Source organism: Arthrobacter sp. TRD_SC_6 (genome assembly GCF_055361185.1).
The window spans coordinates 1483481-1509401 of record NZ_CM143953.1 but is presented as its reverse complement, the minus strand read 5'-3'; the positions used below and the strand labels follow the sequence as shown (position 1 = coordinate 1509401).

The following is a 25921-nucleotide window of genomic DNA, read 5'->3' as shown; positions in this document are numbered from 1 at the left end:
CCATGACTCATACAGGAGGAACCTTGCGTAAGAAGTACACCACCATCGCGTTGGCATTGCTTCTGGCGCTCACCTCGTGTGGCTCAGGGAATGGCAGCGACACCACCCCGCTGGAGCCTGGTGCGGAGACCCAACTGACAGAAGCGGGACTAGCTCAGATCGAGGGCACCAAGATGGCGCGCTTTGACCTCAGCGATAGCTCTCTCACCAAGGAGTCAGTAGGGCTGACCGACGACCAGGTTCCTCTGGACTTCCAGCTGGATGATCGCGAGGGTCTGGTGGATCTCACCCTGGTTGCTCCTAATGGAGAGCTCAAGCTCAGGTCCGACATTTTGCGGTTCGGGGATGACTCCGAGCAGGATCGCTTCGGGATTATCACGGCATTCGAGACGTTTGACACTCCTGAGCAGATGCTGGATCGAGTGGATGAGCTGACACCCCTTCTCGGAGTGGATCCTACATGGACAGACCGCGAGCGGGACCAGATAGGGAAGAGGGACATCAAGGGGCATCCTGATCCTGCATACAAGCTAGGCATCTCGGTTCAGATTGAGGTACGCAGCAAGATTGATGATCCCAAGTCGGTGATCATCTACACGATTGCGCCCACCCCTGACGAGTGGAAAGAATGAATGCGATGAGACTGAAGAACACCGAATCCCGAAAACGCGGGTGTTTCTAGCAGTGCTGCTCTGCGCTGCAGTGCTCTTATCCGGGTGTTCCGGAGAATCCAGGGAGGAGAAACGGGCTGCTGCGATCGCCGCCGTGGACGGGGTGGAAAGCCAAACCGTCACCTACAGGAATAACTCCGGGATGGCCAGAACGACGACGATCTAGGTTCAAACCTCGACAAACGACCACGCTCAACTCCTCCGCATACTGAAAGAGACTTTGAAGGCCCTCAGCGTCGAAACAGCTGGAGAGTCCAGCGCTTTGTATTACACCGTGTATTCGCAAGATGGTTCGACCCGCGTTAGTCCCAGCGATCTCGCACCGGACCTCCTGTTGCTGAGCGACCTCCATGACTACTTCGGAACTTGAGGACAGTACTGAACGAGGCGATGCCACGGGACTGAACTACCTTGTGTATTCGAAGGACCGGTCCGTCTACCCCGCGCCGGGTAATCTGGCACCTGGGCTGCGCGGAGTCAAAGACATCCGCGAGTACGACGGACTCGACTGGATCTGCCTACTCTGTGCCAAGCCGAAGAAAATAACGAACCCAGTGAAATGTCCAGTGAAAAAGAAGCGGACCATGAGGAGAAGGAAATTCCGAAAACGCGTGTGTTTCTAGCAGTGGTGCTCTGCGCTGCAGTGCTCCTATCCGGGTGTTCCGGAGAATCCAGGGAGGAGAAATGGGCTGCTGCAATTGCCGCCGTGGACGGGGTGGAAAGCCAATCTGTCGATTACTCGAACCACGCCGGGATGAGTAGTACGACCCGAATCGTTGTCAGCACCGACACTAATAACCGCTCAGAGCTGCTACGCATCCTTGAAGATAGTTTGGAAGTGTTCGCTGCCGAGACCGGAGACGAATCAACCGACCTGAGCTTCCTTGTGTATTCGCTAGATCGTTCAACCTACGTCAGTCCAGGAGACCTCGATCCCGACCTGCGGTTTATGAACGACATCCGCGAGTACTACGGACTCGAGTGAGCGTAACCAATGCACCCCACCCCCACCCTCCGCGACTTCCTCCTTGGCACCTGGGCCGTCAAGCGAACGCTTGAAGACCTCGTGTCCGGCTCGACGGGCACCTTCACCGGAACCGCAACCTTCACCGAGAACGACGACGGCGCCCTGATCCATCATGAGAACGGCACCCTAACCTGGGCAGACCACGCGCCGACCACAGCCTCCCGCACCCTCATTTGGCGTCCCGGTACGAACGACACAATGGACGTGCACTTCGAAGACGGGCGCGTCTTCCACTCCCTGGACCTGCGAAACGGCACTGACTCACCGGAGCACATGTGCTCACCCGACCTCTACCGGGGCTCTTTCAGCATTGAAGGCATTGCTGAGTGGACCTACTCGTGGCGGGTTACCGGACCACACAAGAACCTGCTCCTCATCACCCGGCTCACCCGCCGGCAGCCCTAAACCACTTCGGCCAAATAGCCCAGCTCCGAAGACTGTCCCGCCGGCAAAGCACTCCAGCATTCCGCAAGAATTTCAACCGCCCGCTCGGTCTGCTCCGCATGGTAGCTGAACGGAATGCGCAGGAAACGCTCGAATGCCCCGTCCAGGCCAAAACGTGGTCCGGCAGCCATCAACAGCCCCCTGCTGCGGGCAGCGAGTGTCAGTTGGGAGCTGACCGGCTGGCCAAGCCCCACCCACAGCGCAAGCCCACCCGACACGTGCGGAACGTCCCACTCGGGCAACCGCCCGGACAGCAGTGAGGCCACCCGGTCCCGCCCTTCCCTTAGCTGGCGCCCACGGTCCGCAAGAATGGACCCGTAATTCCCCATCAGGTCTGCAGCGATGAGCTGCTCAAGGATCGGTGTCCCGAGGTCATTCGCGAAGCGCGCCCGCACCAGCCTGTGAACCAGGTCCGGTTCGGCGCGGATCCAGCCGATCCGCAATCCTCCCCACACTGTCTTTCCCAGTGAACCGATGAGCACTGCAGGGCCGTAAGCCGCCAGCGGAAGCGGACGGGCGCCGTCGTCGTCGTCGATAGCCAACTCAGCCATTGTCTCGTCGGCCACTACCACCGTCCCGTGCCTGGCAGCCAGTTGAAGCAACCGCGCGCGTTGGTCAGCATCCATCGTGCGGCCCGTCGGGTTATGGAAATCCGGCATCACATAGGCGAGCGCCGGATGGGTCCGTGCAAAAGCTTGCTCAAGCTGGTCTTCATCCCAGCCGGTCCTGGCACTCACGCTCACCGGCACCAAACGCCGGGCCACGGCGCCAAGCGCTTCGTAGGCGTGCGGGTAGCTGGGTGACTCAACGACGGCGGTGTCGCTGCGGTCCAGGAGCACCCGTGCAAGCAGGGCGATGGCGTGCTGGGCGCCAACTGTCACCATAATCTGGTCTGCGGAGGTGGGCAGTTCACGCTCCGAATAACGGTCCGCAATCGCCTGGCGCAATTGAGGCAGCCCCACGGGGTCGTAGCCCGAGCTGCCGAGGTAGGACGGGAGCGCCTCGGCCGCTCGCAGCGCAGCCTCAGCCAGTTGCGGTGCGGCCGGCAGGGTGGCCTTGCTGAAGTCGAGGAGGTCCGGGTGGCCGTGATCCCCCGGCAGGGGCTCCCCAGCGGGTAGCACGGCGACACTGCCTGACCCCCTCGTGCTTGCCAGATAGCCCGCTTCGCGGAGGCGGGCAAAGGTGGCCGAGACCGTAGTCCGGCTGACGCCGAGTTGCTGGGATAGTTCGCGCTCCGCAGGCAGACGAGACCCGACCGGTATTCGCCCGTCCAGCATCAGGAGACGGATGCGGTCCGCGAGGGTGCTGTAGACCGGCGCTGTTCCACGCCAATCAGACAGCAGCGAATCCAGTCGGCGGGCAGAGAGAGATTGCATCAGTCCAGTTTATCTAAATTGGCCTCTTGATGTAAGGCCAATTCACGGGTTCACTTAGACCATGCCCCACCTTTTGACGCGCCGCGTTGTACAGCTTCTCTCTGGCCTCTTCTTCTACGGCTTTGCCATCGGCATGATGATCCGCGCGGGCATTGGTGTCTCACCCTGGGACGTCCTCGGCCAGGGTGTATCGCTCCAGAGCGGCATACCCTTCGGACTGACCACCAACCTGATTGGCCTTGCCGTCCTGCTTCTCTGGATCCCGATCCGTCAAAAACCCGGCATAGGAACCGTGCTCAACGTCCTCCTCGTCGGGCCCAGCGCGGAGGTGGGACTTGCCGTCATCCCGCAGCAGAGCGAGCTTTGGCTCCAGATCCTCCTGTTTACCGGCGGCCTGGTGCTCCTTGCAGTGGCGACAGGGCTTTATATCGGCGCACGGATGGGCCCGGGACCACGGGACGGGCTGATGACCGGCATGAACCGGCGGTGGGGTTGGGCAATCTGGAAGGTCCGCACGGGCGTCGAAATAACCGTGCTCGCCATCGGCTGGGTTCTCGGCGGAACGGTCGGTGTGGGTACCGTGGCCTTCGCGCTGCTGGTTGGACCGCTGGTCAACATCGCACTGCCCCTGCTGCTCGTCCCTGAGCACCCCGGGAAACGTCCGGAAGTCAGCTCCCCGACGCCGTAAGTGCTTCCGGCTGCTCCTCGGCCGCCACGGCTTTCTGTACGGCGAACTGGGTGGAATGCAGCTCGGCGTAGCGGCCCTGCCGCTCCAACAACTCCTCGTGCGTCCCGCGCTCCGCGATGCGCCCGTCTTCAATCACCAGGATCAGGTCGGCACTGCGGATGGTCGAGAGCCGGTGGGCAATCACCAGGGCCGTCCGTCCCTCAAGGGCTTCCGTAAGTGCCGCCTGTACTGCGGCTTCCGACGTCGAATCGAGGGCTGCCGTCGCCTCATCGAGAATAACGACCCGCGGTTGGGCCAGTAGAAGGCGCGCTATGGTCATGCGCTGGCGTTCGCCGCCAGAGAGCCGGTATCCGCGCTCCCCCACCATGGTGTCCAGCTGATCCGGCAATGCTTTGACGAGTGATTCAAGGCGGGCTCGCCGGACGGCGTCCCACACTTCCTCCTCCGTGGCCTCCGGGCGTGCCAGCCGAAGATTCGAGCCGATGGTTTCGTGGAAGAGGTGGCCGTCCTGTGTAACCATGCCGAGGGTGTGGCGGAGGGATTCGAACGTCACGTCCCGGACGTCCTTGCCGCCGATGCGGACGGCGCCGGAATCGACGTCGTACAGCCTCGCAAGGAGCTGGGCGATGGTGGACTTGCCTGCGCCGGAGGTTCCCACCAGCGCTACGGTCTGGCCAGGTTCTACCCGGAAGCTGATGCCGTGCAGCACTTCCTCCCCGCCGCGGGTGTCCAGTGTTGAAACTTCCTCGAGGGAGGCCAGCGACACCTTGTCGGCCGAAGGGTAGGCGAACCGGACGTCGTCGAACTCGACGGTTGCGGGCCCGGCAGGGACGGTGCCGGCGTCAGGCTTTTCCTTGATCAGCGGGTCCAGGTCGAGCACCTCGAACACCCGCTCGAAGCTCACCAGCGCGCTCATGATTTCCACCCGGGCGTTGGCGAGGGAGGTAAGCGGTGCGTAGAGCCGGGTGAGGAGGAGGGCAAGGGTGACCACTTCACCCGTGTCCAGGGCACCGTTGAGCGCAAGCGTTCCGCCCAGCCCGTAGACCAGTGCGAGCGCCAGTGCTGAGACCAGCATCAGCGCCGAGAAGAAGACGAACTGCAGCATGGCAGTCCTGACGCCGATGTCACGGACGCGGGCGGCTCGGGCACGGAACTCCTCTGACTCCTCATCGGGACGGCCGAAGAGCTTGACGAGGGTGGCTCCAGGAGCCGAGAACCGCTCGGTCATCTGGGTGCTCATGGTCGAGTTGTAGTCCGCGGCTTCCCGGCGCAGTGACGCCAGCCGACTGCCCATGCGGCGGGCCGGGAGCAGGAAGATGGGAAGCATGATGATCGCGAGCACGGTCACCAGGACCGACGTGCTCAACATGACGATCAGTGTGAGAATCAACGCCACGAGGTTGCTGACCACACCGGACAGGGTGCCGCTGAAGGCCTGCTGCGCGCCGATGACGTCATTGTTCAGGCGGCTGACCAGGGCGCCTGTTCGCGTTCGGGTGAAGAAGGCAATGGGCATCTTCTGCACATGGTCGAACACCGCTGTGCGCAGGTCCAGGATCACGCCCTCGCCGATGCGCGATGAGTACCAGCGGGTTGCCAGGCCAACTCCAGTGTCAGCTACCGCAACCAGCGCGATGACGACGGCGAGCCACACGATGGTCTGCACCGGGGACTCAGCGATGATCGCGTTCACGACCTGCCCGGCGAGCACCGGTGTAGCCACGGCCAGGAAAGCGGACAACACCGACAGGGCGATGAACAGGATCAGCTTCACCCGGTAGGGCACGGCGAAGGAAAGGATCCGCTTGAGCGTCTCCCTGGAGAATTTGTTGTTGCCGTTCTTGGCCGAGGAGATCCGGTAGAGGGAACTCCAGGCCGCGCCTTCCATACTCATGGACGCCTCCCGCTAGTGAGTTTCAAGCTTAGGACCTGCCCCGGACACTTTCTGTCCGCAGACCGGCTGACTGGGTGCCGGAAGGTGTTGACGAGGATCCGAGGGCCGCGTTGACCAGGGGAAGCACCTCTGTTCCCAGCAGCTCAATGGACTCCAGCACCAGTTTCTGCGGAACCGAGGAGAAGTCGAGTTGCAGGATGTGCCTGTCATGATTCATGGCCTCATGCGTGAGCAGGATCTTCTCAGCCACTTCCTCCGGCGTACCGACATACAGTGATCCGGTCCGTGCTGACTGCATGTTGTAGGTGACGCCGCTCGGCTTCGGAAAACCGCGTTCAGCGGAGATCCGCGTCATGGTGTCCAGCCAGTAAGGGCGCAGCGCCTCCTGCGCACCCTTCCGCAGGACAAGCCCCACCCCGCTGAGCCCAACCCGCGGAACACCGCCTGTTGAGCTGTCGAACTCATCCCGGTAGAGGGCGGCGTGCTGCGAGAAATTGTCGACTGCCCCGCCGAGCAGCGCGAAGATCACGGGCTTCCCAAGGCGTGCCGCGCGAACAGATGACGACGGCGTCCCTCCCGTCGCGATCCAGATGTCCAGATGGTCACGGGTGGGCCGGGGAAGGACAAGCGCATCCTGCAGCGGCGCGCGGAACCGCCCGGACCAGGTTACGCGTTCCTCCGCATCAAGTTGCAGAAGCAACTCGATCTTCTCCGCGTACAGGGCGTCGTAGTCTTCCAGGGCCGCTCCGAAGAGCGGGTAGGACTCGATGAAGGACCCACGGCCAGCCGTCAGTTCCGCTCGACCGCCGGACAGCAGGTCCAGGGTGGCGAACTGCTGGTACACGCGCACAGGGTCCTCGGTGCTCAGGACGGTCACAGCTGAGCCGACGTGGATGTTCTTGGTCTGCGCGGCAGCAGCAGACAGAACGGGGACCACGGAAGACACCGCATAATCAGGCCGGTGATGCTCGCCGATTCCGAAGTAGTGCAGCCCCACCTGATCGGCGAGCCGGGCACGTTCGAGGAGATCAGCCATCCGCTGTTCAGGCGTTACCCGCTCACCGGTGACCGGGTTCTGATGAATGTCGCCGAAGCTGAAGATGCCGAGTTCCATACTCCTCTGCAACCCCGGTGTCAGGGCCCCTATTCCGGGGGATCTGAGGTTATGCGCTGGGCATGCGCGTAGCAGTTCAGGCTCTGCCCGCGGCTGAACCCAACGAGCGTGATTCCCGCCTCTTCCGCAAGGTCGGCAGCCAATGACGACGGCGCGCTCACCGCCGCAAGCATCGGCACCCCGGCGAGGTGGGCTTTCTGGACGAGTTCGAACGACGCCCGCCCTGAGACCTGGAGGATGGTGCCGCGGAGCGGGAGCATGTCGACCCGCAGCGCCCAACCGACCACCTTGTCGACGGCGTTATGGCGGCCGACGTCTTCCCGGAGGCACAGCAGTTCACCATCCCGGGAGAACAGGCCGGCGGCGTGGACCCCGCCGGTGTGGTCGAAGAGCTTCTGGCCCTCCCTCAACCTTGCAGGCAGGGAGGCAAGGACCGCGAGGTCCACCGTGCCGTCGTCGTCGTGCACGTCGAAGTGCGCGGACTTCCGGACCGCATCAATTGACGCCGTGCCGCAGATGCCACAGGAACTCGAGGTATAGACGTGGCGCTCCATTCCCGTATCCGGCAAGGCAACATCAGGGCGCAGTTGCGCCTCGACCACGTTGAAGGTCTGCTGGCCCTGCTCGTCTACGCCGGCGCAATACCGCAGGCTGACCAACTCGCCCGGATCGCTGACCACACCCTCGGAGACGAGGAATCCGGCCACCAGGTCGAAATCATCGCCGGGAGTGCGCATGGTTACGGTGAACGCCTTGCTGCCAAGCCGGATCTCGAGGGGCTCCTCACCCGCGAGCCGGTCCTCGCGCCGGCTCGGCGCACCGTCCAGCCGGAAACGTACAATCCGCCGCCGGTGGGTCACACGAGCCATTTTGTTGCTCCCGTTTCAGTGTTTGGTGCCTGCAGCTTCGAGCGTAGTTCACCGGCACTGGGTGGGCCATCAGCCTCCCACGGCCGGTGGGCTTGGTGGACAATGGACGGGACAGCGGATAAGACAGCATCAGCGCACCGCAGCAACGTAAGGAAAAGGGAACGCACATGACGCGCCATGATCCGGCAGTGGACGAAGCCGATGAGAACAACGTCGACGTCGGGAAGCCCAAGGACTGGGCGGCCGGGCTGCCCGGCGTCTACCATTCCATGCAGCCTGCGCTGAAGCACATGGGGATTGGGCGGAGTGCTAAGACGCTCCTCAACATGAACCAGAAGCAGGGCTTCGACTGCATGAGCTGTGCGTGGCCCGATCCTTCCGACCACCGCAGCACCTTCGAGTACTGCGAGAACGGCGCGAAGGCGGTGACGTGGGAGGCAACCCCCGTCACGGTGTCGTCCGAGTTCTGGGCTGAACATTCCATCTCTGAGCTGCGCGACCGGTCCGAGTACTGGTTGGGCATGCAGGGGAGGCTGACGGAACCCGTCTATAAGGCGGCAGGCGATGACCGCTACCGGCCCATCAGCTGGGACAGCGCGATCAGTATCGTCTCCGAAAAACTCAAGAGCCTGGCATCCCCTCACGAAGCTGCGTTCTACACCAGCGGCCGCGCCTCAAATGAAGCAGCATTCATCTACCAGCTGTTCATCCGCGGGCTCGGAACAAACAACCTGCCCGACTGCTCCAACATGTGCCACGAATCCTCCGGCGTCGCGATGGGCCAGACCATCGGCATCGGGAAGGCCACGGTCGCCTACAACGACTACCTGAGCTCCGAGCTGATGATTGTCATCGGCCAGAATCCAGGCACCAACCATCCACGCATGCTGAGCGCAATGGAGAAGCAGAAGGAAAACGGCGGACAGATCGTCGCCGTCAACCCGTTGCCTGAGGCAGGACTCCGTCGGTTCAAGAACCCACAGAAGCCCAAGGGCGTGGTGGGCCGCGGTACCGACCTCGCCGATCAGTTCCTACAGATTCGCGCCGGCGGAGATATGGCGCTGTTGCAGGCCTTGTCCAAGCGCGTGCTCGAAGCCGAAGACAGGCACCCCGGAACGGTGCTGGACCACGAGTTCATCGCCCAGCACTGCGAGGGTCTGGACGAACTGCGCGAACATCTCACGCACCTGGATGAACTGACGGTCCTGGAGGCCACCGGCCTTCGCTCGGAGGATATCGACGAGCTCGCGGACAGGTACATCAAGTCCAAGAGGACAATCATCACCTGGGCCATGGGTGTCACCCAGCAGAAGAACGGCGTCGGCACCATCAAGGAGATGATCAACCTGCTCCTGCTGCGCGGGAACATCGGCAAACCAGGCGCAGGTGCGTCGCCCATCCGCGGCCATTCCAATGTGCAGGGCGACCGCACGATGGGAATCTGGGAGCAGATGCCCGATTCCTTCCTGGATGCACTTGGAAAGGAATTCCGTTTCGAACCTCCGCGCGAACACGGCGTCGATTCGGTGGCCGCCGTGAGGGGAATGCGGGACGGCGACATCAAATTCTTCCTCGCCCTGGGCGGAAACTTCGTTGCCGCCATGTCTGACACCGCGGCCACTGAAGCGGCGATGCAGAACCTTGAAATGAACGTTCAGATCTCGACCAAACTCAACCGCTCCCATACCGTCGTCGGTGCACAGACAGACTCGCTCATCCTTCCCACGCTCGGCCGCACGGAGATTGACCTCCAGGCAACGGGGCCGCAGTTCGTTTCGGTCGAGGACACCGTCAGCGCAGTCCATTCCTCCGAGGGCCGCGTTGACCCGGTCGCCCCCGGCCTACTGTCTGAGGTTGCGATCGTCAGTCGGATAGCACGCGCCACTCTCGACGACCGCATCGCCGCTGACTGGCAGGGATTCGAGGACGACTACGACCGCATCCGCGACCACATCGCCCATGTGGTGCCCGGCTGCGAGGATTACAATCGCCGCATCCGGGAGAAGGACGGCTTTCTCCTCGCCAACGGGCCGAGGGATTCGCGAACGTTCAAGACTCCTACGGGCAAGGCGCAACTGACAGTCAATGCGCTGGACCTGATTGACTGCCCGCCCGGCAGGCTGATCCTGCAGACCATGCGTTCACACGACCAGTTCAACACCACCATCTACGGCTACAACGATCGCTACCGGGGCATCCGGAAGGGCCGTCACGTGATCTTCGTCAGCCCTGAAGACCTCACCGCGCTGGGCTTCAAGGACGGAGACCTGGTGGACGTACATGGTGAGTACGTTGACGGCAAAGACCGGGTCCTGCGCAGCTTCCGGGTGGTCTCCTACCCCACTGCCCAGGGCTGCGCCGCGGTCTACTACCCCGAAGGTAATGTCCTGGTCCCGCTCGATGACACCGTCAAGGGCAGCAATACGCCTGTCTCGAAGGGTGTCATCGTCCGCCTCGAGCCAGCGGGCAATGGCCCGGCCGAAGGCTCCGGCGGGGAGAAATAACCAGGCGGACCTGCCCGCGGCCGTGTAGCTACCTCAACCAGGGCAGCGGTAGGGCGGGAATCTTCTCGTCCAGCTGGCAGCCTTCGACCGGCACCACGAGCACACCGTGTGCCTCAGCCAATCCCCGCAACATTCCCGAGCGGTGGTGGACGGTCGGCATCGCCCGTCCACCCTCATTCCGATAGGGAACCAGCCGTGTGCGCCCTTCGAGAGGTTCAAAGTCCTCCCCCACCAGCGCCCAGCCGGGCTCAGGGAAGGGCGCCCCACGGAGGCCCGCAAGCAGCGGACCGCCCACGGTGAACAGGGCCATCATAGCCGCGAGGGGATTTCCGGGCAGCCCCACGAAAAACCGTCCGTCCTGCATTCTCGCCAGGAGCGTCGGGTGCCCGGGCCGCATCGCTATACCGTCGATGATGAATTCGGCGCCAAGAACAGTCAGCGCCCTGCGGATGTGGTCGGCGTCGGACGCTCCGGTGCCGCCCGTGCTGATGAGCACGTCCCCGGAAGCCCGCGCCAGCGACAGCTCGTCCATCGCCTCGGCACTGATTGCGGCAACGACGTCGTCCAGGTCGTCTCGAACGCGGGCCACCGTGTCCACGTGCCCGCCAAGCATGGTTACGAGGCCGGGAAGCTGGGGGCCGAACGTGTCCCGTACCTGCCCTGGCTCCGGAAGGCCAGCCTCGATCACCTCATCGCCCGTTAGCAGGAGCGAAACGCGCGGTGCGCGAAGAACCGGAAGGTTGTCATAACCGCACACGGCGGCCAACGCGATCTGCGCGGGGTTCAGCACCGAACCCGCAAGGATCGCTTCAGTGCCTGCAGGGGCTTCCTCCCCTGCAGGCCGGATGTGCTCATTCATAGCGGGTTCGTTGGGACGCGCGCGGTCATTACGCGTCAGCCTGCCGTCGGCAATTGCGCCGTGCTCCGTTCGCAGCACGCCCGTCGCTCCGGGCGGGACCACACCACCGGTCAGGATGAAAACTGCTTCACTGGCCTGCAACTCGGCGCACCCGGATTTCCTGTGTGCTTGCGCCCGCTGCCACGAGCTGTCCTCCAGCGGAGCGGCCGTGACCAAAGTCCACGGCGGTTCCCCGTTGACCGCCCACCCGTCCATCGCGGAGGACGCGTAATGCGGAATGGGCTGCAGCGCCACCACGGGCTCAGCGAGCGTCTGTCCCAGCGCGTCGGCGAGCTGTACTGTCTGGGCGGGCGCTGGCGTCGCGCACTCGAAAGCCACGCGGACGGCGGCGTCCCACGGGATGTTGCGTGCAGGAACCGTCACGGGCGGTCACCGTCCTGGCCTGCGGCGTCGCAGGCCGCGTTGGCCGCCAGTATGGCTGACCGCTGCGCGACAGCACTGTCCGCCTGCCCGAAACCGACCGCCATGCCAGCGGCATAACCCGCAATGAAAGTGGTCAGCGGCGCAGCAGGACGCACCACCGAATGGGCGGCCTTCCCGGCCAGCGCGAGGACCGCGTCGACGTCGACCTCCGTACCGGTAAGCTCAAACAGCTCGATGAGTTGCTCACTCCACTGCCGCAGCAGGAGATCTCGATCGTCCATGGTGAACCTTTCGCTATGCGCCCGCGTCAGGCTCCTCGACCCCCAGGTTCTGGGCGTCGGCCCACGTGTCTACATCGTGGGTTGAGCCCGGCGGGACCTCGACTGCACTCCATTGCACACTAGCAAGCAGCTGGCGCATGGAGAGATTCCGTGCTGCGTCCGGAGTCGCCTGTGAAGCAAGGTCCGGCCAGCGATACAGGGCTGCCAGCGGCTGCTCACGGCCGCCGTCGTAGGCCAGAACGGAACTACCCGTGCCGGCAGCTCCTTCCAGCAGCACAGGAATTGCCTGCGCAATCTGCGGCATATCGCAGGCCAGGACGAGCACCCACGGCGCGTGATGCGTCCGCAGATGCGCGACGGCGGCACTCACCGCAGCGGCCGGTCCGCCAAAGGGTGGGTCTTCCCGGATGAACTCCACCCTCGCGGGGGTATCAGCAGTCGAAGGACCGACAACGACGGTGCGCTGCGCCCATACAGCAGCGTCGCAGGTGCGGGCCAGCAGGGTCAATCCGCCCACCCGCAGTGATGATTTCGGGACGCCGTTGAGGCGCGAGGATCTGCCTCCACTGAGCACAACGGCGTCGAAGGTTACGCTAGCGGAAGCGCGGAAGGAACGATCGCTCACGCGGCGTTGTCAGTGGAAAGGAACTCGCTCCACTGGGGGGAGGGCTTTTCAAGCTCACGGATCTGCCAGGAGGTGCCGCGCGGTGGCCTCGGGACTACACGCAATGACCAACCGAGCGAAACTAATGTCTTGTCTCCCTTCGCGTTATTGCAGCGAAGGCAACACGCAACAAGGTTCTCCCAGCTATCAACCCCGCCGCGCGATCGGGGCATCACGTGGTCGATGGTCGACGCGGACTTGCCGCAGTACGCGCAGAGGTGGTTGTCGCGCCGAAGGACCCCGCGCCGGGTGGCTACCAGGCTGTGCCGGTAGGGGATCTTCACGTACCGGTTCAGCAGAATTACCGATGGCCGGGAGAGCACTTCATTCGGGCCGATCACCGGATCATCCCCTTCGGCGACCACACTGGCCTTACCCGTGAGCACAAGCACGAGCGCCCGGCGGAAGGTGACCACCGCCAGTGGTTCATATCCAGCATTCAGAACGAGAGTGCGCATGCACATTCCTCTTTGCCGTCCTCCGCTGGAGGTGCCCGGAGAACCGGGTGTGCCCTGAAGTTACAGCGGAGGTACTTCGGATTGACACTGCAAGGGTAAGCCGTCTTTGCGAGGTTCCGTCAATCGCCGTTCCCGTCTCCACGAAAAATTTCCGCTTGACGAGGAACAGCAGAACCCCCAGCCAAACTGGCTGGGGGTTCTGTCTACGTGTAGGGGAATGCGCTGTACTAGCCGCCTACGCGGATGAACACCGGTCCGGATCCCAGCTGGGATGGAGCAACAACGGTCTGGTTACCGTTGAAGCCGCCGTGCACTGCCTGGCCGCCGCCGATGTACACAGCGATGTGGGCTGCGCCCATGCCGCCGTCTGCGTAGTAGATAAGGTCGCCGGGGATGGCTTCGGCTGCACTGACCGTGCGTCCGAGGGAGAGGTAGCCAGCAGGCCAGCCGTGGAAGTTGATGCCAGCTGCTGCGAGGGCGTTGCTCGCGAGGCGGGTGCAATCCTGGGTGACTCCGAGCTGCGCCTGGGCAGCAGCGGCGATGGTTGCAGCAACTCCGGAAGAAACTACAGGAGCAACAGGCGCAGGCTCAGCGGCTGCTGCTACAACAACCTCTGCTTCAGCCTCCACCACTGGAGCGGCTTCAAATACTGCAGGCTCAGCAGTTACGGCAGGCGCCGCCTCAACGGCTGGCGATGTCTCGATCTCGTCAGCCTGCAGCTGCACCGCGGGAGTGGCGACGATTGGTGCCGCAACAGCCTTCACGGGTGTCTTGTTGAAGGACACCTCAGCGTCAACGGAAGCCTGGATAGGCGCTGTTACCGCCTGAACTTCCAACGCGGTGGTTACGGCGGTGCGCTCTGCCGAAAGCTCGACGGCGTTAGCTGCGACGCCGGTGGTCAGCACCAGACCGGACGCTGCGGCGATTACGACCGCCTGGCGACCTACTCCGCCTGCGTTGTCGCTGACAGCCCTGGCGATTGATGAGAAGTGGGCCGACCGCTGAACTTCGGCGCGGTGGCGTGCGATGGCACGGGTGTTCGTGGTCATATTCTGTGGCTCCAGGTCTTGCGGGTCTTAGCTAACGCGGACGAAGCTGTAGCCGGAGAGGTCGGACAGGCTGTGCAGGCCGGTGTTCATGCCGTTCAAGCCACCGCTGATGACCTGGCCGTTGCCGACGTAGATGGCAACGTGGCCGCCCGAGACAACAAGGTCACCGGGAGCGGGACTGGAAACGACCGATCCGAAAGCGAAGAAGTCGCTCGGAGCGATGTCGCCGACCGACTTGCCGATCGAGCGGAGAGCGTTCTCGACCATCGCGGTGCAATCCTGTGCAACGCCGATCTGCGAGTATGCCGATCCAACGAGCGCTGCGCCGATTCCGCTGGCGGAAGGTGCTTCGACTGGCTCCGGAGCTTCGATGGGGGCTGCTTCGGCCTCGACTGCGGGTGCTGCCTCAACCTCGACTGCAGGTGCTGCCTCAACGGCAACCGGTGCGGCCTGGAGTTCTGCAACGGGTGCTACCTCGATAGCCTCGGCCTGAACTGCGACAACCGGCGCCGCTTCAGGAGGCGCTTCGACGACCGGAGCTGCCACGGCTGCAACGGCTGCGCGCTCGAAGGTCACGGTTGCATCAGCAGATGCGGTGACGATTGTGGATTCGACGGTGCTCAGGGTCTTCACGGCCTGAGCGGAGCGCTGTGCTTCACCTGCACCGTGAGCCGGGAGTCCGGCGGTGAGGACCAGTCCGGAAGCTGCGACGATGACCGCTGCCTGCCGTCCGACTGATCCGGCGTTCGAGGAAACCGCCTTCGAAATTGCTGCGAGCGAGCTTGTGTGAGCCGGAACCGCACGATGGCGTCCGAGCGCAGAGCTATTTGACACGTTGAGTTGCCTCTCCCTACGCCTGCGAGGTGAGCTGTCGGATTCGGATGGGAGTCACCCGGCCGCGGATTATGATCCAGCGACTTAACCCCAAGGACTTCTTGCGAAGCCCACAATTGGTTCCCCCGCCTCTGCCATGCGATTGTTGCGAACGGACCTCGGGCAGTGGCAGAGCTAGGCGATCTGCTCGAGAGTGCCAAACCCCCTACGATTTGGCACGAGTTGAACGGTACATCAGATCGGTCGGTATGTCACATTCCGATCACGGAACGGTGTGTCTGAGGTTACGAAACGTAACCGGACACGGTGTGCGGTGGCTACAGCCAGCCCAGCGGGTCGACGTTTTGGCCCTCAATCATGACCTCGAAGTGGAGGTGGCATCCGGTCGACGCGCCCGTGCTGCCAACCCGGGCAATGACCTCGCCCCGTCCGACAGCCTGGCCCACGGTCACGTCCATTGCGGAGAGGTGGTTGTAGGTGGTTTCCAAGCCGTTACCGTGCTCAACGACTACCCTGTTGCCTCCGCCGTAGCCATGCCAGCCAGCGAACGTCACAGTGCCCGCGGCAGCGGCCTTCACGGACGTCCCGCAGGCCTCGCTCATGTCCTGGCCGGTGTGGAGCTCGCCGGCGCCCGTGATGGGGCTGATGCGGTTTCCGAAGGGTGAAGTCATCACCACGTTGTCCAGGGGAGGCTCCAATGATCCCCTCGACTCGGCCGCGACGATCTTGCTTCCGGATGCAGCCACGATCTCCGCGAGCTTTGCGTCAGGGTCGAACCTGCCGTGCAGGGCAGCGCGGTCAAAGGTAACCTCGGCGCTCATTGCGGCCTGGATCGGCGCTTCGGCAACTGGCTCGGATTGGGAGGCCTGCTGCAGGTCGGTTGGTCCAACCGCTGCTGTAGTTGGGATTGCCACTGTCAGGACCATGCCCGACGCCGCAGCAGCTATGGCCACCTTCTGGCTCAACCCAGTGAAGGAGATATCGCGACGCGCAGTAACGGCACGACGGCGGCGCTCACGGCGCTGCGCGTCCCTTGGCAACATTCCGGTGGCGGGAGCGGTGTAGCCGTTGCGGGCGGCGCGGCGGCTCAGTGGGACAACGACCGTGCAGTCCGTGGCCTGCACTATGACCTCAGGGGCATCAATGAAGGACGCAGCGGCGCTGGACTTAGCAGCGGGCATAGCGTTTCGTGGCGGGACAACGGGTGCAGGTGGCCGGGCGATGGTGGCCGCAGGCCTGGGGAGGGACGCCTGAACGGGCTCGATGGAGGCCTGCCCGGTGGGAGTTGCTGCGAAGAGTTCCAGCGCATTCTCGACCCCGGGTTCCAACGCAGCGAGCGTGACGGCGCGTTCGGCGAGGGCACGGCGGCGCTCGGCGGAGGTGGCTGGCATCGCGGCGGAAGATACAGCAGTGGAGGCCAGAGACGTTGCCTGGTCGGCAGCTACCCGTGCCGCGCGTTCACGCCGGTGGGCGTCGCGTGGCCGCACTTCAGCAACCGGGGCACTGGCACGGCGGCGCCCAGTAGCGGTGTTAGACAAGGAAACCCTTTCTCATTTGCTGCCTGCGAAGTTAGCTGTCGGATTCGAGTATGAGAAAACTCGGCTCAGCCAGATACATCCTTTTGAGCTTCACCCCAAGGCCACCAAATCAGGTGACCACTGGTGGGTCCTCCGCCCCTGTCAATAAGTCTCAGCACGCAATCCGCAGACAGGGCTAGGCAAGCGGATTGGGTAACGCCGAAGTATCAGCGTCAGTTTTCCACTATAGAGCAGGCAACGCAGAAGTGATCATTCCGTTACCAAACTGTGGATAACCTGCGCCTATTCAGCGGAGGCCGGAAGAAGTGACAGGCGCCTCTTGAACGGATACGAAGACATGCGAGGCTACCTCCGGTGGCAATTCAAGCGCTCCCTGCACGCCCGGCACACGCACAGACACGTAGTCGCCAACCACTTCCAGGCTTAACGAAGCCCCGGGGCGCAAGCCGCCTTCATCGAGTTGCATCAGCAATTCGGGGTCCACCTGAATCGGCTCGGCAAGGCGCTTGAGCGTGACCGCCGAGCCCGCACTGTAGGTGGCCATCGCCTGCGTCAGGCTGAGGACGCCTGGCATGGGCTGTTCAGAGGGCTCCCCGCCAATTGCCTCCAAGCCGGGAATCGGGTTGCCGTATGGGGACTCCTTCGGCTGTCCAAGCAACTCATAGAGCCGGCGCTCCACGCGCTCACTCATGACGTGCTCCCAGCGGCACGCTTCATCGTGCACGTACGCCCAGTCAAGGCCAATGACATCGGAGAGCAATCGCTCAGCCAGCCGGTGCTTGCGCATCACTTCAGTGGCCTTGCGCCGCCCGAGTTCAGTCAGTTCCAAGTGTCGGTCTCCGGTGACAATGACAAGGCCGTCGCGTTCCATCCGGCCGATTGTCTGGGAGACAGTTGGTCCCGAGTGCCGCAGGCGCTCTGCGATGCGAGCCCGCAGCGCGACGATGTTTTCCTCTTCCAGTTCCAGAATGGTCCGCAAATACATCTCGGTTGTGTCGATGAGGTCCGTCATGCGGGTTCAGCTCCTAGGCCCTGGTGCGGGTTTAGCGTCGATTGCACGGCTTGGGGGTTCCCGCTCGCTGGTTCGCCGTCGTCATCCCTACCGCCACACAAGGTTAACCTATCCGCCGGTCCTTGTTCCGATTGTTCCGGGCAACACCCGAAACCGTTGCAGCGGTTCAGCGGAAATGGGTCACAATGTACTGCCCCTGTGGACGCTGGTGCAGAATGGGTCTCGACCCCAACACTGCCGTGAACCGTCCTGGAGCGACTATGAGCAATACACCTGACATCCGCATCCCCACTGAGATCCTGCCCAAAGACGGGCGGTTTGGCGCCGGGCCCTCGAAGGTGCGCAGCGCCCAGGTTGACGCCCTGGTTCGGGCGGGCGGCACACTGCTCGGGACCTCCCACCGGCAGGCGCCGGTCAAGAACCTGGTGGGCTCAGTCCGCTCCGGACTCATGGATTTCTTCCAGGCACCCTCGGACTATGAGGTTGTGCTCGGCGTCGGCGGTTCAACAGCGTTCTGGGATGTTGCTTCGTTCGGGCTGGTGAACGCAAAGGCACAGCACCTGTCCTTTGGCGAGTTCGGATCCAAATTTGCATCCGCCACTAACAAGGCGCCGTTCCTTGGAGACTCGACAGTCATCAAGGCCGATCCCGGAACCCGCCCGCAGCCCGCTGCCGAGTCCGGCGTCGACTTCTATGCCTGGCCGCAGAACGAGACCTCCACCGGCGTCGCGGCCCCCGTCCACCGGGTTGACGGAGCCGACGACGGCGCGCTCATAGCCATCGATGCGACGTCGGCGGCCGGCGGCCTTGCCGTCGATGTGTCCCAGGCGGACGTCTATTACTTTGCACCGCAGAAAAACTTCGCCTCCGACGGTGGCCTTTGGCTTGGGCTGTTCTCCCCCGCCGCGATAGAGCGTGCCGCCTCGATCAAGGCGTCCAACCGTTGGATTCCGGACTTCCTGGACCTGCAGACAGCCATCGACAACTCCCGGCTGAACCAGACCTATAACACCCCCGCTCTTGGCACCCTGGTCACGCTCAACGAACAGATTGAGTGGCTCAACGGCAACGGCGGCCTCGACTTCGCTTCGAGCCGCACCGCTGACTCCGCCGGGCGGGTTTACAGCTGGGCGGAGCAATGCGCGGTTGCCACCCCGTACGTGTTGGATCCGGCGGACCGGTCGAACGTTATCGCGACAATTGACTTTGACGATTCCATTGACGCCGCAGCAATCGCGAAGACCCTGCGTGCCAACGGAATTGTCGACGTCGAGCCCTACCGGAAGCTTGGACGCAACCAGCTGCGCATCGCCACCTTCGTGGCGATCGAGCCCGATGATGTCTCGGCCCTTCTGCAGAGCATCGACTACGTCATTGAGCAATCCGCGGCGGGAGCCTAACCGTTCCGCTCGGTGGTATCCCGCGCGGTCGCTGCGAGAGTCAGTTTCAGCCTGCGCGGCGCGGGATGTGTCAGGTGCAGTGACAACCTGTGCGAGCGCCAGATCCAGATCAAACCGGCGACGGCGGCGACAGCACCAGAAAGGGCGGCAACGGCAAGTCCCCAACGCGGGCCGTACGCATTGGTCACCCAGCCCACAATGGGTGCGCCGATAGGCGTGCCGCCGAGGAAGATCGCGAAATACAGGGACATCACCCTGCCGCGCATTTCCTGGGCGGTAGTGGTCTGGACGTAAGCGTTCGCGCTGGTCATCAGCGTGAGCGCGGATAGCCCCACGGGCACCAGTGCGACGCCGAAGAGCCAGACTGACGGTGCCAGCGCTGCGAGCGTGCATGCCACCCCGAAGGCGGCGGACGCTCCGAAAATAAACCTGAGGCGGGGTCGCTCCCGGCGGGCTGAGAGCAGCGCTCCCGCGACAGAGCCCACGGCCATGATGGAGGACAGCGTGCCGAACACACCCGCGCCCGTGTTGAACTCCGTCCGTGCCATCGCCGCGATATAGACGGCGAAGTTCAGGCCGAAGGTTCCGACGACGAAGATGGCGAACATCACCATCATGAGGTCCGGGCGGTGGCGCACATAGCTGAAGCCCGCCCGGATGCGTCCGGGAGCGGACCTGGTCAGAACCCGGAGCTCGCTCTGCCTGATCGTGACAAGCACGAAGATCATGGCGCCGAAGGTCAGCGCGTTGATCAGGAAGACCCAGCCCGGACCCACAGCCACTGTGAGTAGCCCCGCTACCGCCGGCCCGAACATACGGGCCCCGTTGAAGGAGGCGCTGTTCAGGGCGACCGCGTTCGGCAGGTAGTCGTCGCGGACAAGCTCCGAAACGAACGTCTGCCGGGCGGGCGCATCGATGGCCGAAACAAGTCCCAAAGCGAGCGCAAAAGCGTACACATGCCAAAGCTCAGCGGCTCCGGAAACCACCAGGATTCCGAGACCGATTCCCAACGCGGCCATCGCAGCCTGCGTCCCGATCAAAAGTTTGCGCCGGTCCACTGAGTCTGCAATAAGCCCGGCCCAAGGCGCCATGAATAGCTGCGGTCCCAGCTGCAGTGCCATCACAATCCCCATGGCAGCGGCGTCCTGGTCGGTCAGGATGTCGTACACCAGCCAGTCCTGGGCGGTGCGCTGCATCCACGTGCCGATATTTGAGATCAGCGCGCCAATGAACCACAGCCGGTAGTTGTGGATGTGCAGGGAGCGGAACGTGCCCATCAGGACACCTTCCTCCATGCATCAACCCACACCTCAGGCAACTGGGGGTTCGCCTCCAGGGATGCTTGGGTCGGTGTGGTCCTCCAAAGGGGCCACCAGATCATCGGCTGCGCTGAGAACTACAGTGTCCACCAAAGCGACGTCCGCCTGTGCGGTGTCTGCAGTCCCATCATCAGAGCCCTCGGAATCCTCCGGCCGGACCCGCTCGGACCACGGCACCCACGCAGGGGCAAGGAGCGAATCCTCAGACGGCAACAGACCCACCTCGCACACGGTGGCGTCCTTGCCGCGGGGCAGGCGGGCCAGAGTTGCATACCAGTGCCAGCCGACGTAGCCAGGAACGAACGCCTGGAACCGGTGCGTGACCAGCCGCTCGGCATCGGGTGACACGCCTTGGTGCTCTCCGACTTCGCTTTCATCAGCGACCTCCAGGACGCCGCTGCGTGCAGCATCGACTGCGGCCGCCAAAACGGCGTCCGGCTTGGACGGCCGACGAACTGGCCTGCGTTTCGGCATTAGCGGTATCGAGTCGACAGCGGGCTCTTCGCTCACCTCGGTCGGCACTGAAAGCTCCGGGGACTCAGTCATGCCCTCGCCTAAACGTCCAGGTCATCTGCAACGGCGCGAAGCACCGCTGCCACCTTGGCCGAGTGGGACTTGTCAGGGTAGCGGCCGCGGCGAAGCCCGTTGGAGACGTCATCGAGCAGCTTTATCAGGTCTTCAGTGATGATTGCCATGTCCTCGGCACTCTTGCGTGTTGCCTTCGCCACCGAAGGCTGCGCGTCGAGGATCCGCGCGGAAAGCGCCTGGAGACCCTTACGGCCATCAGCAACGCCGAATTCAAGCTTGGCGCCGACCTTCACTTCCGTCACTCCAGGAGGCAGCGCCGAGGCATGCAGGAACACTTCCTTGCCGTCATCCGTCGCGAGAAAGCCAAAGCCCTTCTCAGAGTCGAACCACTTCACCTTGCCGATGGGCACGTAATTACCTCGTTCTTGAACCGCTGGCGCCTGCACTGTCGCGTTCCGTCGGGGAAGCGCTGGCCGGTTCACCGGTCAACTGTCCGATTCAACAGTTCAATGCAAAGCGTGGGGAAAGTCTGCCTTAACAGGATACCCGTCGCGGGGGCCGGAGTGGGCAGGAGTGCGCTCTTGTACGCTGGAAGCATCATGCCGCAGACCCCACCCCAAACCCCAGCCAATGACGACGACGCCCGCCTGCAGACGGCGCCGGAGCCGGGGCAACGCGGGCGCCTCGCACTGCTGATTGCCGCCGTCGGGCTGGCTGTCCTTGGGCTTGGCTCGCTCGTGGTGATCCTCCTGACGGAACTGCTGGAGTCCGAGCCATGGCCCGGCTTCGTCCTACTCGCCTACGTCTGCCTGCCCCTGGGGTTCCTGTTCATGGTCCTCACCGTCCTTCTCAGCATCCGGCGCCGCAGACTTTCCTGATGCTCCGGGTGAGGTTCGCCGAGTGCGAGTAACCTAGATACGGTGTCCGCTATCCGCGCCCTGGCCCAGGATTTGGCCTCCCGCAGCGATGCCGAGCTTCGGCAGCTCATGGCCGCGCGCCCGGACATCGTGCTCCCCTCCGTCCCGGATTTCTCCGCGCTTGCTGCCCGCGCTTCCACCCGGGTCAGCGTCCAACGCGCGCTTGAATCGCTGACCACGCCGTGTCTGGCGGTCCTCGAAGCGCTCGTCCTGGTGACCGACCTTGATGCACCTGCTGGAACCACCGCCCCGGATCTCAAGCGCGCTATTCCCGGCACTACGGCGAAAGTGCTGGAGCCGTATCTGACCCACCTTCACTCACTGGCCCTGCTGCGCTCCGGCCCCGCGGTCAAGGGGCGGAAGTCCTTCTATCCCCTCGACACCCTGCAGGAGGCGCTCGGCCCGTACCCTGCCGGGCTAGGCCGCCCGCTCAACGTTCTGGCCGGGCAGTACCCGGAGTTCGGCGAGCGAATCCTGGCCGGGCTGAATGTGCTGCGCGCCGAAAACACGTCTTTGGTGACCGCCGCCGCGGGCAGCGCCCCGGCTGACCTCGCAGCGGCGCTCGGTGAGTCCGGTGCAGGAATCATCGAACAGGCACCGGAGCGGGCACGGTCACTGCTGCAGAAGCTCACTGCTTCCCCGGTCGGCGCGGCGCCTGCAGCCGGGAACGGTTCCGGCTCACCGGTGCAATGGCTCCTTGAACGCGGGCTGCTTATCCGTCTGGATGCGAACCACGTTGAGTTGCCCCGGGAAGTCGGTATTGCTGTTCGCGGAGGGGCGGTCATTCCGGCGCTCCCAGTGACTCCCCCATCGCCCGAGCTGCGGACCGTCCGTGCAAGCCTCCGGGATAATGCGGCCTACGGTGCCGCCGCAGAGTCGCTCCGCCTCGTCACCGAACTGCTCGCCGTGATCCACGCCGAGCCCGTCGCCACCCTCCGGACCGGGGGTGTTGGGGTCCGTGAAATCCGGCGGGTCGCCGATGCCCTGCGGATCGACCGGGAGCTGGTCAGCTGGCTGCTTGAACTGGCCGCCTTCACCCGTCTGATCACCCTGGATCCGGACAGTTCCCGCTGGACCTCAACGCCGGGGGACGATTGGTACGCCCTCAAACGGGACGAGCAGTGGGTGCGCATGGTCCGCGCCTGGCTGGATGCCGAGCGGGCGCCATCGCTCGTTGGCGACCAGCTGACCGGCGGGGGTGCCGTCAACGTGCTCTCCTCGGAGGCGACCCGGACCGATGCCCCGACGGTCCGCCGTCGTGCGCTCACGGCTGCAGCGGACCTCACTAAGGAAACAACACACGACGACGGCGCAGCGCCCGTCCTCACGCCGGCCGCCGTCGTCGAGCGCCTTATCTGGCAGCAGCCGCGCCTCCGCCGCCGGTTCGCCCGCCTGGTTCCGGGCATGCTTGACGAGATGGCACATCTAGGCCTGCTGGGGTCCGGTGCCCTGACGGACCTGGGTGCCGCCGTTGCTGCGGACCGGTTCGACGACGCCTCCGCGATCCTTCACGGTGCACTGCCGGAACCGCTGAGCTACTTCATGGTCCAGGCGGACCTGACCGCGGTTGCCCCCGGCTACCTCGAGCCTTCGGTCGCCCGGGAGCTTGCCCTACTCGCCGCTGCTGAGGGGCAGGGCCCGGCCACTGTCTACCGGTTCTCGGCGCAATCCATCCGGAACGCCCTCGACGACGGCCAGGATGCCGCTTCCATCCTCGCGTTCCTGGAGAGGCACTCCGCTACCGAATTGCCTCAACCGCTGCGCTACCTCGTTGAGGACACCGCATCACGGTACGGCTCGCTCCGGGTGGGCCAGGCTTTCAGCTATGTGCGCAGCGACGACGACGCAACGCTGACTGCCCTGGTAACGGACCCTTCCGCAGCAGCACTCGGATTGGTCCGGTTGGCACCGACGGTGGTCGTTGCGCAGGCTTCTCCCGCTGAGCTCTCGGCCACCCTGCGGGAGCTGGGCTACTTCCCCGCCCTCGAGGGTGGGGCCGTTTCCCGTCAGCTACCGCGCGCCTCACGGAGTGCTGGCGCGGCGCCGTCGTCTGTCCGCACCAACCCCTGGGTACTGACGGAGGAAGACGCCGAGGCCCAGCTGTTGGTGCTGCGGGGTGACACCCGGACTGGTCCGGGAGCGGGAACCGAGAGCGAGGCGCTCATCGGGCTGGAAACCCTGCGCTCGGCAATCAGGACCAAACAGCCCGTGCGGCTTGGCTTCGCGGACAGCGGAGGGAATGCCACCCGCCAAATCTTTGTTCCACTCTCGTTCCATGCCGGGAGGGTGAGGGTCTTCGACCCGGAGAAAGACACTGAGCGGGTCATTTCCGTACATCGGATCATGGACGTGGAAACTGTGGAAGGGGCCTCGACGGATGCCTGATGGACCGCTGATTGTCCAGAGCGACAAGACCATCCTGCTCGAGGTGGACCATGAGCAGGCCACCGAGGCACGCCATGCGATCGCTGCATTCGCCGAGCTGGAGCGCGCGCCCGAGCACGTGCACAGTTACCGACTGACACCGCTCGGACTGTGGAACGCCCGTGCCGCGGGACTCGACGCCGAGCAGGTGCTGGATACGCTGCTGAAGTACTCGCGGTTTCCGGTACCCCACGCGCTGCTGGTCGACATCGAGGAGACGATGTCCCGCTACGGACGCCTGCGCCTCGAGAAGGACGCCCAGCATGGCCTGGTGCTGAGGACCACTGATTACCCGGTACTTGAGGAAGTGCTGCACGCCAAGAAGATTGAGCCCCTGCTCGGCCCGCGGATCGACGGGGAGACCGTCGTCGTGCACTCCTCGCAGCGCGGGCAGCTCAAGCAGCTTCTCCTCAAGCTGGGGTGGCCCGCGGAAGACCTTGCGGGCTATGTGGACGGCACACCGCACCCCATCGCGCTCAACGAGGACGGCTGGGCTCTGCGGCCGTACCAGAAACTGGCGACCGAAAACTTCTGGGCGGGCGGGTCCGGTGTCGTCGTCCTGCCCTGTGGTGCGGGGAAGACACTGGTGGGCGCCGCCGCGATGGCGACCAGCTCCACCACCACCCTGATTCTCGTCACCAACACCGTTTCGGCGCGGCAGTGGAAGGACGAGCTGATCAAGCGGACTTCCCTGACGGAAGACGATATCGGCGAGTACTCCGGTGCGGTCAAGGAGGTCCGGCCGGTCACCATCGCCACCTACCAGGTGCTGACCCTCCGCCGTGGCGGCCTGTACCCGCACCTTGAACTGCTCGACGCAAATGATTGGGGCCTCATCGTCTATGACGAGGTGCACCTTCTGCCCGCGCCGATCTTCCGGATGACCGCAGACCTGCAGGCCCGGCGCCGCCTCGGGCTGACAGCAACGCTGGTGCGTGAGGATGGGCGCGAGGGTGAGGTGTTTTCGCTCATCGGCCCCAAGCGCTACGACGCCCCGTGGAAGGACATCGAGGCACAGGGCTACATTGCGCCCGCTGACTGCGTCGAGGTCCGCGTGGACCTACCCCGGGATGAGCGCGTTGCGTATGCAATGGCCGACGACGGCGACAAGTACCGTTTGTGCGCCACCTCCGAAACCAAGACCGCAGTGGTGGAAAAGCTGGTTGCATCGCACAAGGGCGAGCAGCTGCTGGTGATCGGGCAGTACATTGACCAGCTGGACGAATTGGGTGAGCGCCTTGACGCACCTGTGATCAAGGGCGAGACGTCCGTGAAGGAACGGCAGCGGCTGTTCAACGCTTTCCGCGCCGGCGAAGTCACCACCCTGGTGGTGTCCAAGGTGGCGAACTTCTCGATCGATCTACCGGAAGCGTCTGTAGCCATCCAGGTGTCAGGTTCGTTCGGGTCCCGTCAGGAGGAAGCACAACGCTTGGGCAGGCTGCTCCGGCCGAAGGGCGACGGCCGGGCCGCGAGGTTCTACACCGTCGTCGCGCGGGACACTGTGGATCAGGACTTCGCCGCTAAACGACAGCGCTTCCTCGCAGAACAGGGATATGCCTACACCATCCTGGACGCCGCAGACATCCAGAAAACCTGAGACGGCTCACCGCTAACGTCCAGAAAACTCC

General features: G+C 64.0%; 24 protein-coding genes and 2 riboswitches. Of the genes, 9 read left to right on the top strand and 15 right to left on the bottom strand.

Annotated elements, in window-relative coordinates:
* Positions 1–2: 2 nt before the first annotated feature.
* The 3 genes from ACWA1U_RS07370 to ACWA1U_RS07360 all read left to right on the top strand — a co-directional run bounded on the left by ACWA1U_RS07370 (position 3) and on the right by ACWA1U_RS07360 (position 2103).
* Positions 3–632, top strand: a complete 630-nt coding sequence (locus tag ACWA1U_RS07370; protein WP_463724681.1) for a hypothetical protein — start codon at positions 3–5, stop codon at positions 630–632.
* Between the two features lie 598 nt (positions 633–1230).
* A complete protein-coding gene (locus tag ACWA1U_RS07365) occupies positions 1231–1656 on the top strand; it encodes a hypothetical protein (protein WP_463724680.1) in 426 nt (141 codons plus the stop codon).
* 9 nt (positions 1657–1665) lie between these two features.
* Positions 1666–2103: a DUF6314 family protein gene (locus ACWA1U_RS07360; protein ID WP_463724679.1), complete on the top strand. Its 438-nt coding sequence runs from the start codon at positions 1666–1668 to the stop codon at positions 2101–2103.
* Here ACWA1U_RS07360 and yczR read toward each other — a convergent pair.
* Positions 2100–3518 carry a MocR-like transcription factor YczR gene (yczR, locus tag ACWA1U_RS07355; protein WP_463724678.1) on the bottom strand — a complete coding sequence of 473 codons (1419 nt, stop codon included), beginning with the start codon at positions 3516–3518 and terminating at the stop codon, positions 2100–2102. The two genes, ACWA1U_RS07360 and yczR, sit on opposite strands and share 4 nt — an antisense overlap.
* A gap of 61 nt (positions 3519–3579) precedes the next feature.
* On the opposite strand from yczR, the gene yczE reads away from it, so the two are divergent.
* Positions 3580–4206, top strand: a complete 627-nt coding sequence (yczE, locus tag ACWA1U_RS07350; RefSeq protein ID WP_463724677.1) for a membrane protein YczE — start codon at positions 3580–3582, stop codon at positions 4204–4206.
* Here the strand turns inward: yczE and ACWA1U_RS07345 are convergent.
* Genes ACWA1U_RS07345 through fdhD form a run of 3 tightly spaced genes read right to left on the bottom strand, consistent with a single transcriptional unit; the run spans position 4187 to position 8083 of the window.
* A complete protein-coding gene (locus tag ACWA1U_RS07345; RefSeq protein ID WP_463724676.1) occupies positions 4187–6100 on the bottom strand; it encodes an ABC transporter ATP-binding protein in 1914 nt (637 codons plus the stop codon). The two genes, yczE and ACWA1U_RS07345, sit on opposite strands and share 20 nt — an antisense overlap.
* Before the next feature lie 28 nt (positions 6101–6128).
* The gene (locus tag ACWA1U_RS07340) at positions 6129–7214 is read right to left on the bottom strand and encodes an LLM class flavin-dependent oxidoreductase (RefSeq protein WP_463724675.1); all 1086 of its coding nucleotides are present in this window, start codon (positions 7212–7214) and stop codon (positions 6129–6131) included.
* 29 nt (positions 7215–7243) lie between these two features.
* The gene (gene fdhD / locus ACWA1U_RS07335; protein WP_463724674.1) at positions 7244–8083 is read right to left on the bottom strand and encodes a formate dehydrogenase accessory sulfurtransferase FdhD; all 840 of its coding nucleotides are present in this window, start codon (positions 8081–8083) and stop codon (positions 7244–7246) included.
* Positions 8084–8250: 167 nt separating this feature from the next.
* On the opposite strand from fdhD, the gene ACWA1U_RS07330 reads away from it, so the two are divergent.
* Positions 8251–10587, top strand: coding sequence for an FdhF/YdeP family oxidoreductase (locus ACWA1U_RS07330; RefSeq protein ID WP_463724673.1), 2337 nt, complete (start codon positions 8251–8253; stop codon positions 10585–10587).
* A gap of 28 nt (positions 10588–10615) precedes the next feature.
* On the opposite strand, the gene ACWA1U_RS07325 is transcribed toward ACWA1U_RS07330, so the two are convergent.
* From ACWA1U_RS07325 to ACWA1U_RS07290, 8 genes are all read right to left on the bottom strand, one after another.
* Positions 10616–11869 (bottom strand): molybdopterin molybdotransferase MoeA, encoded by a 1254-nt coding sequence (locus tag ACWA1U_RS07325; protein ID WP_463724672.1) that lies wholly within the window; start codon positions 11867–11869, stop codon positions 10616–10618.
* Complete coding sequence (locus tag ACWA1U_RS07320; protein ID WP_463724671.1) at positions 11866–12150, bottom strand: DUF6457 domain-containing protein; 285 nt, start codon at positions 12148–12150, stop codon at positions 11866–11868. Before ACWA1U_RS07320 ends, ACWA1U_RS07325 begins: the two co-directional genes overlap by 4 nt.
* A gap of 13 nt (positions 12151–12163) precedes the next feature.
* On the bottom strand, positions 12164–12775 hold the full coding sequence (gene mobA, locus ACWA1U_RS07315; protein WP_463724670.1) for a molybdenum cofactor guanylyltransferase: 612 nt from the start codon (positions 12773–12775) through the stop codon (positions 12164–12166).
* The gene (locus ACWA1U_RS07310; RefSeq protein WP_463724669.1) at positions 12772–13272 is read right to left on the bottom strand and encodes an HNH endonuclease; all 501 of its coding nucleotides are present in this window, start codon (positions 13270–13272) and stop codon (positions 12772–12774) included. The genes mobA and ACWA1U_RS07310 overlap by 4 nt, the downstream gene beginning before the upstream one ends.
* Positions 13273–13499: 227 nt before the next feature.
* Positions 13500–14321 (bottom strand): NlpC/P60 family protein, encoded by an 822-nt coding sequence (locus ACWA1U_RS07305; RefSeq protein ID WP_463724668.1) that lies wholly within the window; start codon positions 14319–14321, stop codon positions 13500–13502.
* Positions 14322–14348: 27 nt separating this feature from the next.
* Complete coding sequence (locus tag ACWA1U_RS07300) at positions 14349–15155, bottom strand: NlpC/P60 family protein (protein WP_463724667.1); 807 nt, start codon at positions 15153–15155, stop codon at positions 14349–14351.
* 5 nt (positions 15156–15160) lie between these two features.
* Positions 15161–15315, bottom strand: a riboswitch (cyclic di-AMP (ydaO/yuaA leader).
* Between the two features lie 157 nt (positions 15316–15472).
* On the bottom strand, positions 15473–16693 hold the full coding sequence (locus ACWA1U_RS07295) for a M23 family metallopeptidase (RefSeq protein WP_463724666.1): 1221 nt from the start codon (positions 16691–16693) through the stop codon (positions 15473–15475).
* Between the two features lie 4 nt (positions 16694–16697).
* Positions 16698–16860, bottom strand: a riboswitch (cyclic di-AMP (ydaO/yuaA leader).
* Positions 16861–16979: 119 nt separating this feature from the next.
* Positions 16980–17705 (bottom strand): metal-dependent transcriptional regulator, encoded by a 726-nt coding sequence (locus ACWA1U_RS07290; RefSeq protein WP_463724665.1) that lies wholly within the window; start codon positions 17703–17705, stop codon positions 16980–16982.
* 260 nt (positions 17706–17965) lie between these two features.
* Here ACWA1U_RS07290 and serC point away from each other — a divergent pair, with 260 nt between their 5' ends.
* Positions 17966–19105 (top strand): phosphoserine transaminase, encoded by a 1140-nt coding sequence (serC, locus tag ACWA1U_RS07285; RefSeq protein ID WP_463724664.1) that lies wholly within the window; start codon positions 17966–17968, stop codon positions 19103–19105.
* Here the strand turns inward: serC and ACWA1U_RS07280 are convergent.
* The 3 genes from ACWA1U_RS07280 to ACWA1U_RS07270 are packed head-to-tail and all read right to left on the bottom strand — an operon-like array spanning position 19102 to position 21362.
* Positions 19102–20382, bottom strand: coding sequence for an MFS transporter (locus tag ACWA1U_RS07280; protein WP_463724663.1), 1281 nt, complete (start codon positions 20380–20382; stop codon positions 19102–19104). The genes serC and ACWA1U_RS07280 overlap by 4 nt on opposite strands.
* 33 nt (positions 20383–20415) lie before the next feature.
* Positions 20416–20970: a DUF3027 domain-containing protein gene (locus ACWA1U_RS07275; protein ID WP_463724662.1), complete on the bottom strand. Its 555-nt coding sequence runs from the start codon at positions 20968–20970 to the stop codon at positions 20416–20418.
* An 8-nt stretch (positions 20971–20978) separates the two neighbouring features.
* The gene (locus tag ACWA1U_RS07270; protein ID WP_463724661.1) at positions 20979–21362 is read right to left on the bottom strand and encodes a cold-shock protein; all 384 of its coding nucleotides are present in this window, start codon (positions 21360–21362) and stop codon (positions 20979–20981) included.
* Between the two features lie 189 nt (positions 21363–21551).
* Between ACWA1U_RS07270 and ACWA1U_RS07265 the strand changes: the two genes are divergently transcribed.
* From ACWA1U_RS07265 to ACWA1U_RS07255, 3 genes are read left to right on the top strand one after another with little or no spacing between them, the layout of a single operon-like run.
* Positions 21552–21830, top strand: a complete 279-nt coding sequence (locus ACWA1U_RS07265) for a hypothetical protein (protein ID WP_463724660.1) — start codon at positions 21552–21554, stop codon at positions 21828–21830.
* Between the two features lie 42 nt (positions 21831–21872).
* On the top strand, positions 21873–24254 hold the full coding sequence (locus ACWA1U_RS07260) for a helicase-associated domain-containing protein (protein WP_463724659.1): 2382 nt from the start codon (positions 21873–21875) through the stop codon (positions 24252–24254).
* Positions 24247–25890 carry a DNA repair helicase XPB gene (locus ACWA1U_RS07255; RefSeq protein ID WP_463724658.1) on the top strand — a complete coding sequence of 548 codons (1644 nt, stop codon included), beginning with the start codon at positions 24247–24249 and terminating at the stop codon, positions 25888–25890. The genes ACWA1U_RS07260 and ACWA1U_RS07255 overlap by 8 nt, the downstream gene beginning before the upstream one ends.
* The last annotated feature ends 31 nt before the right edge of the window (positions 25891–25921 follow it).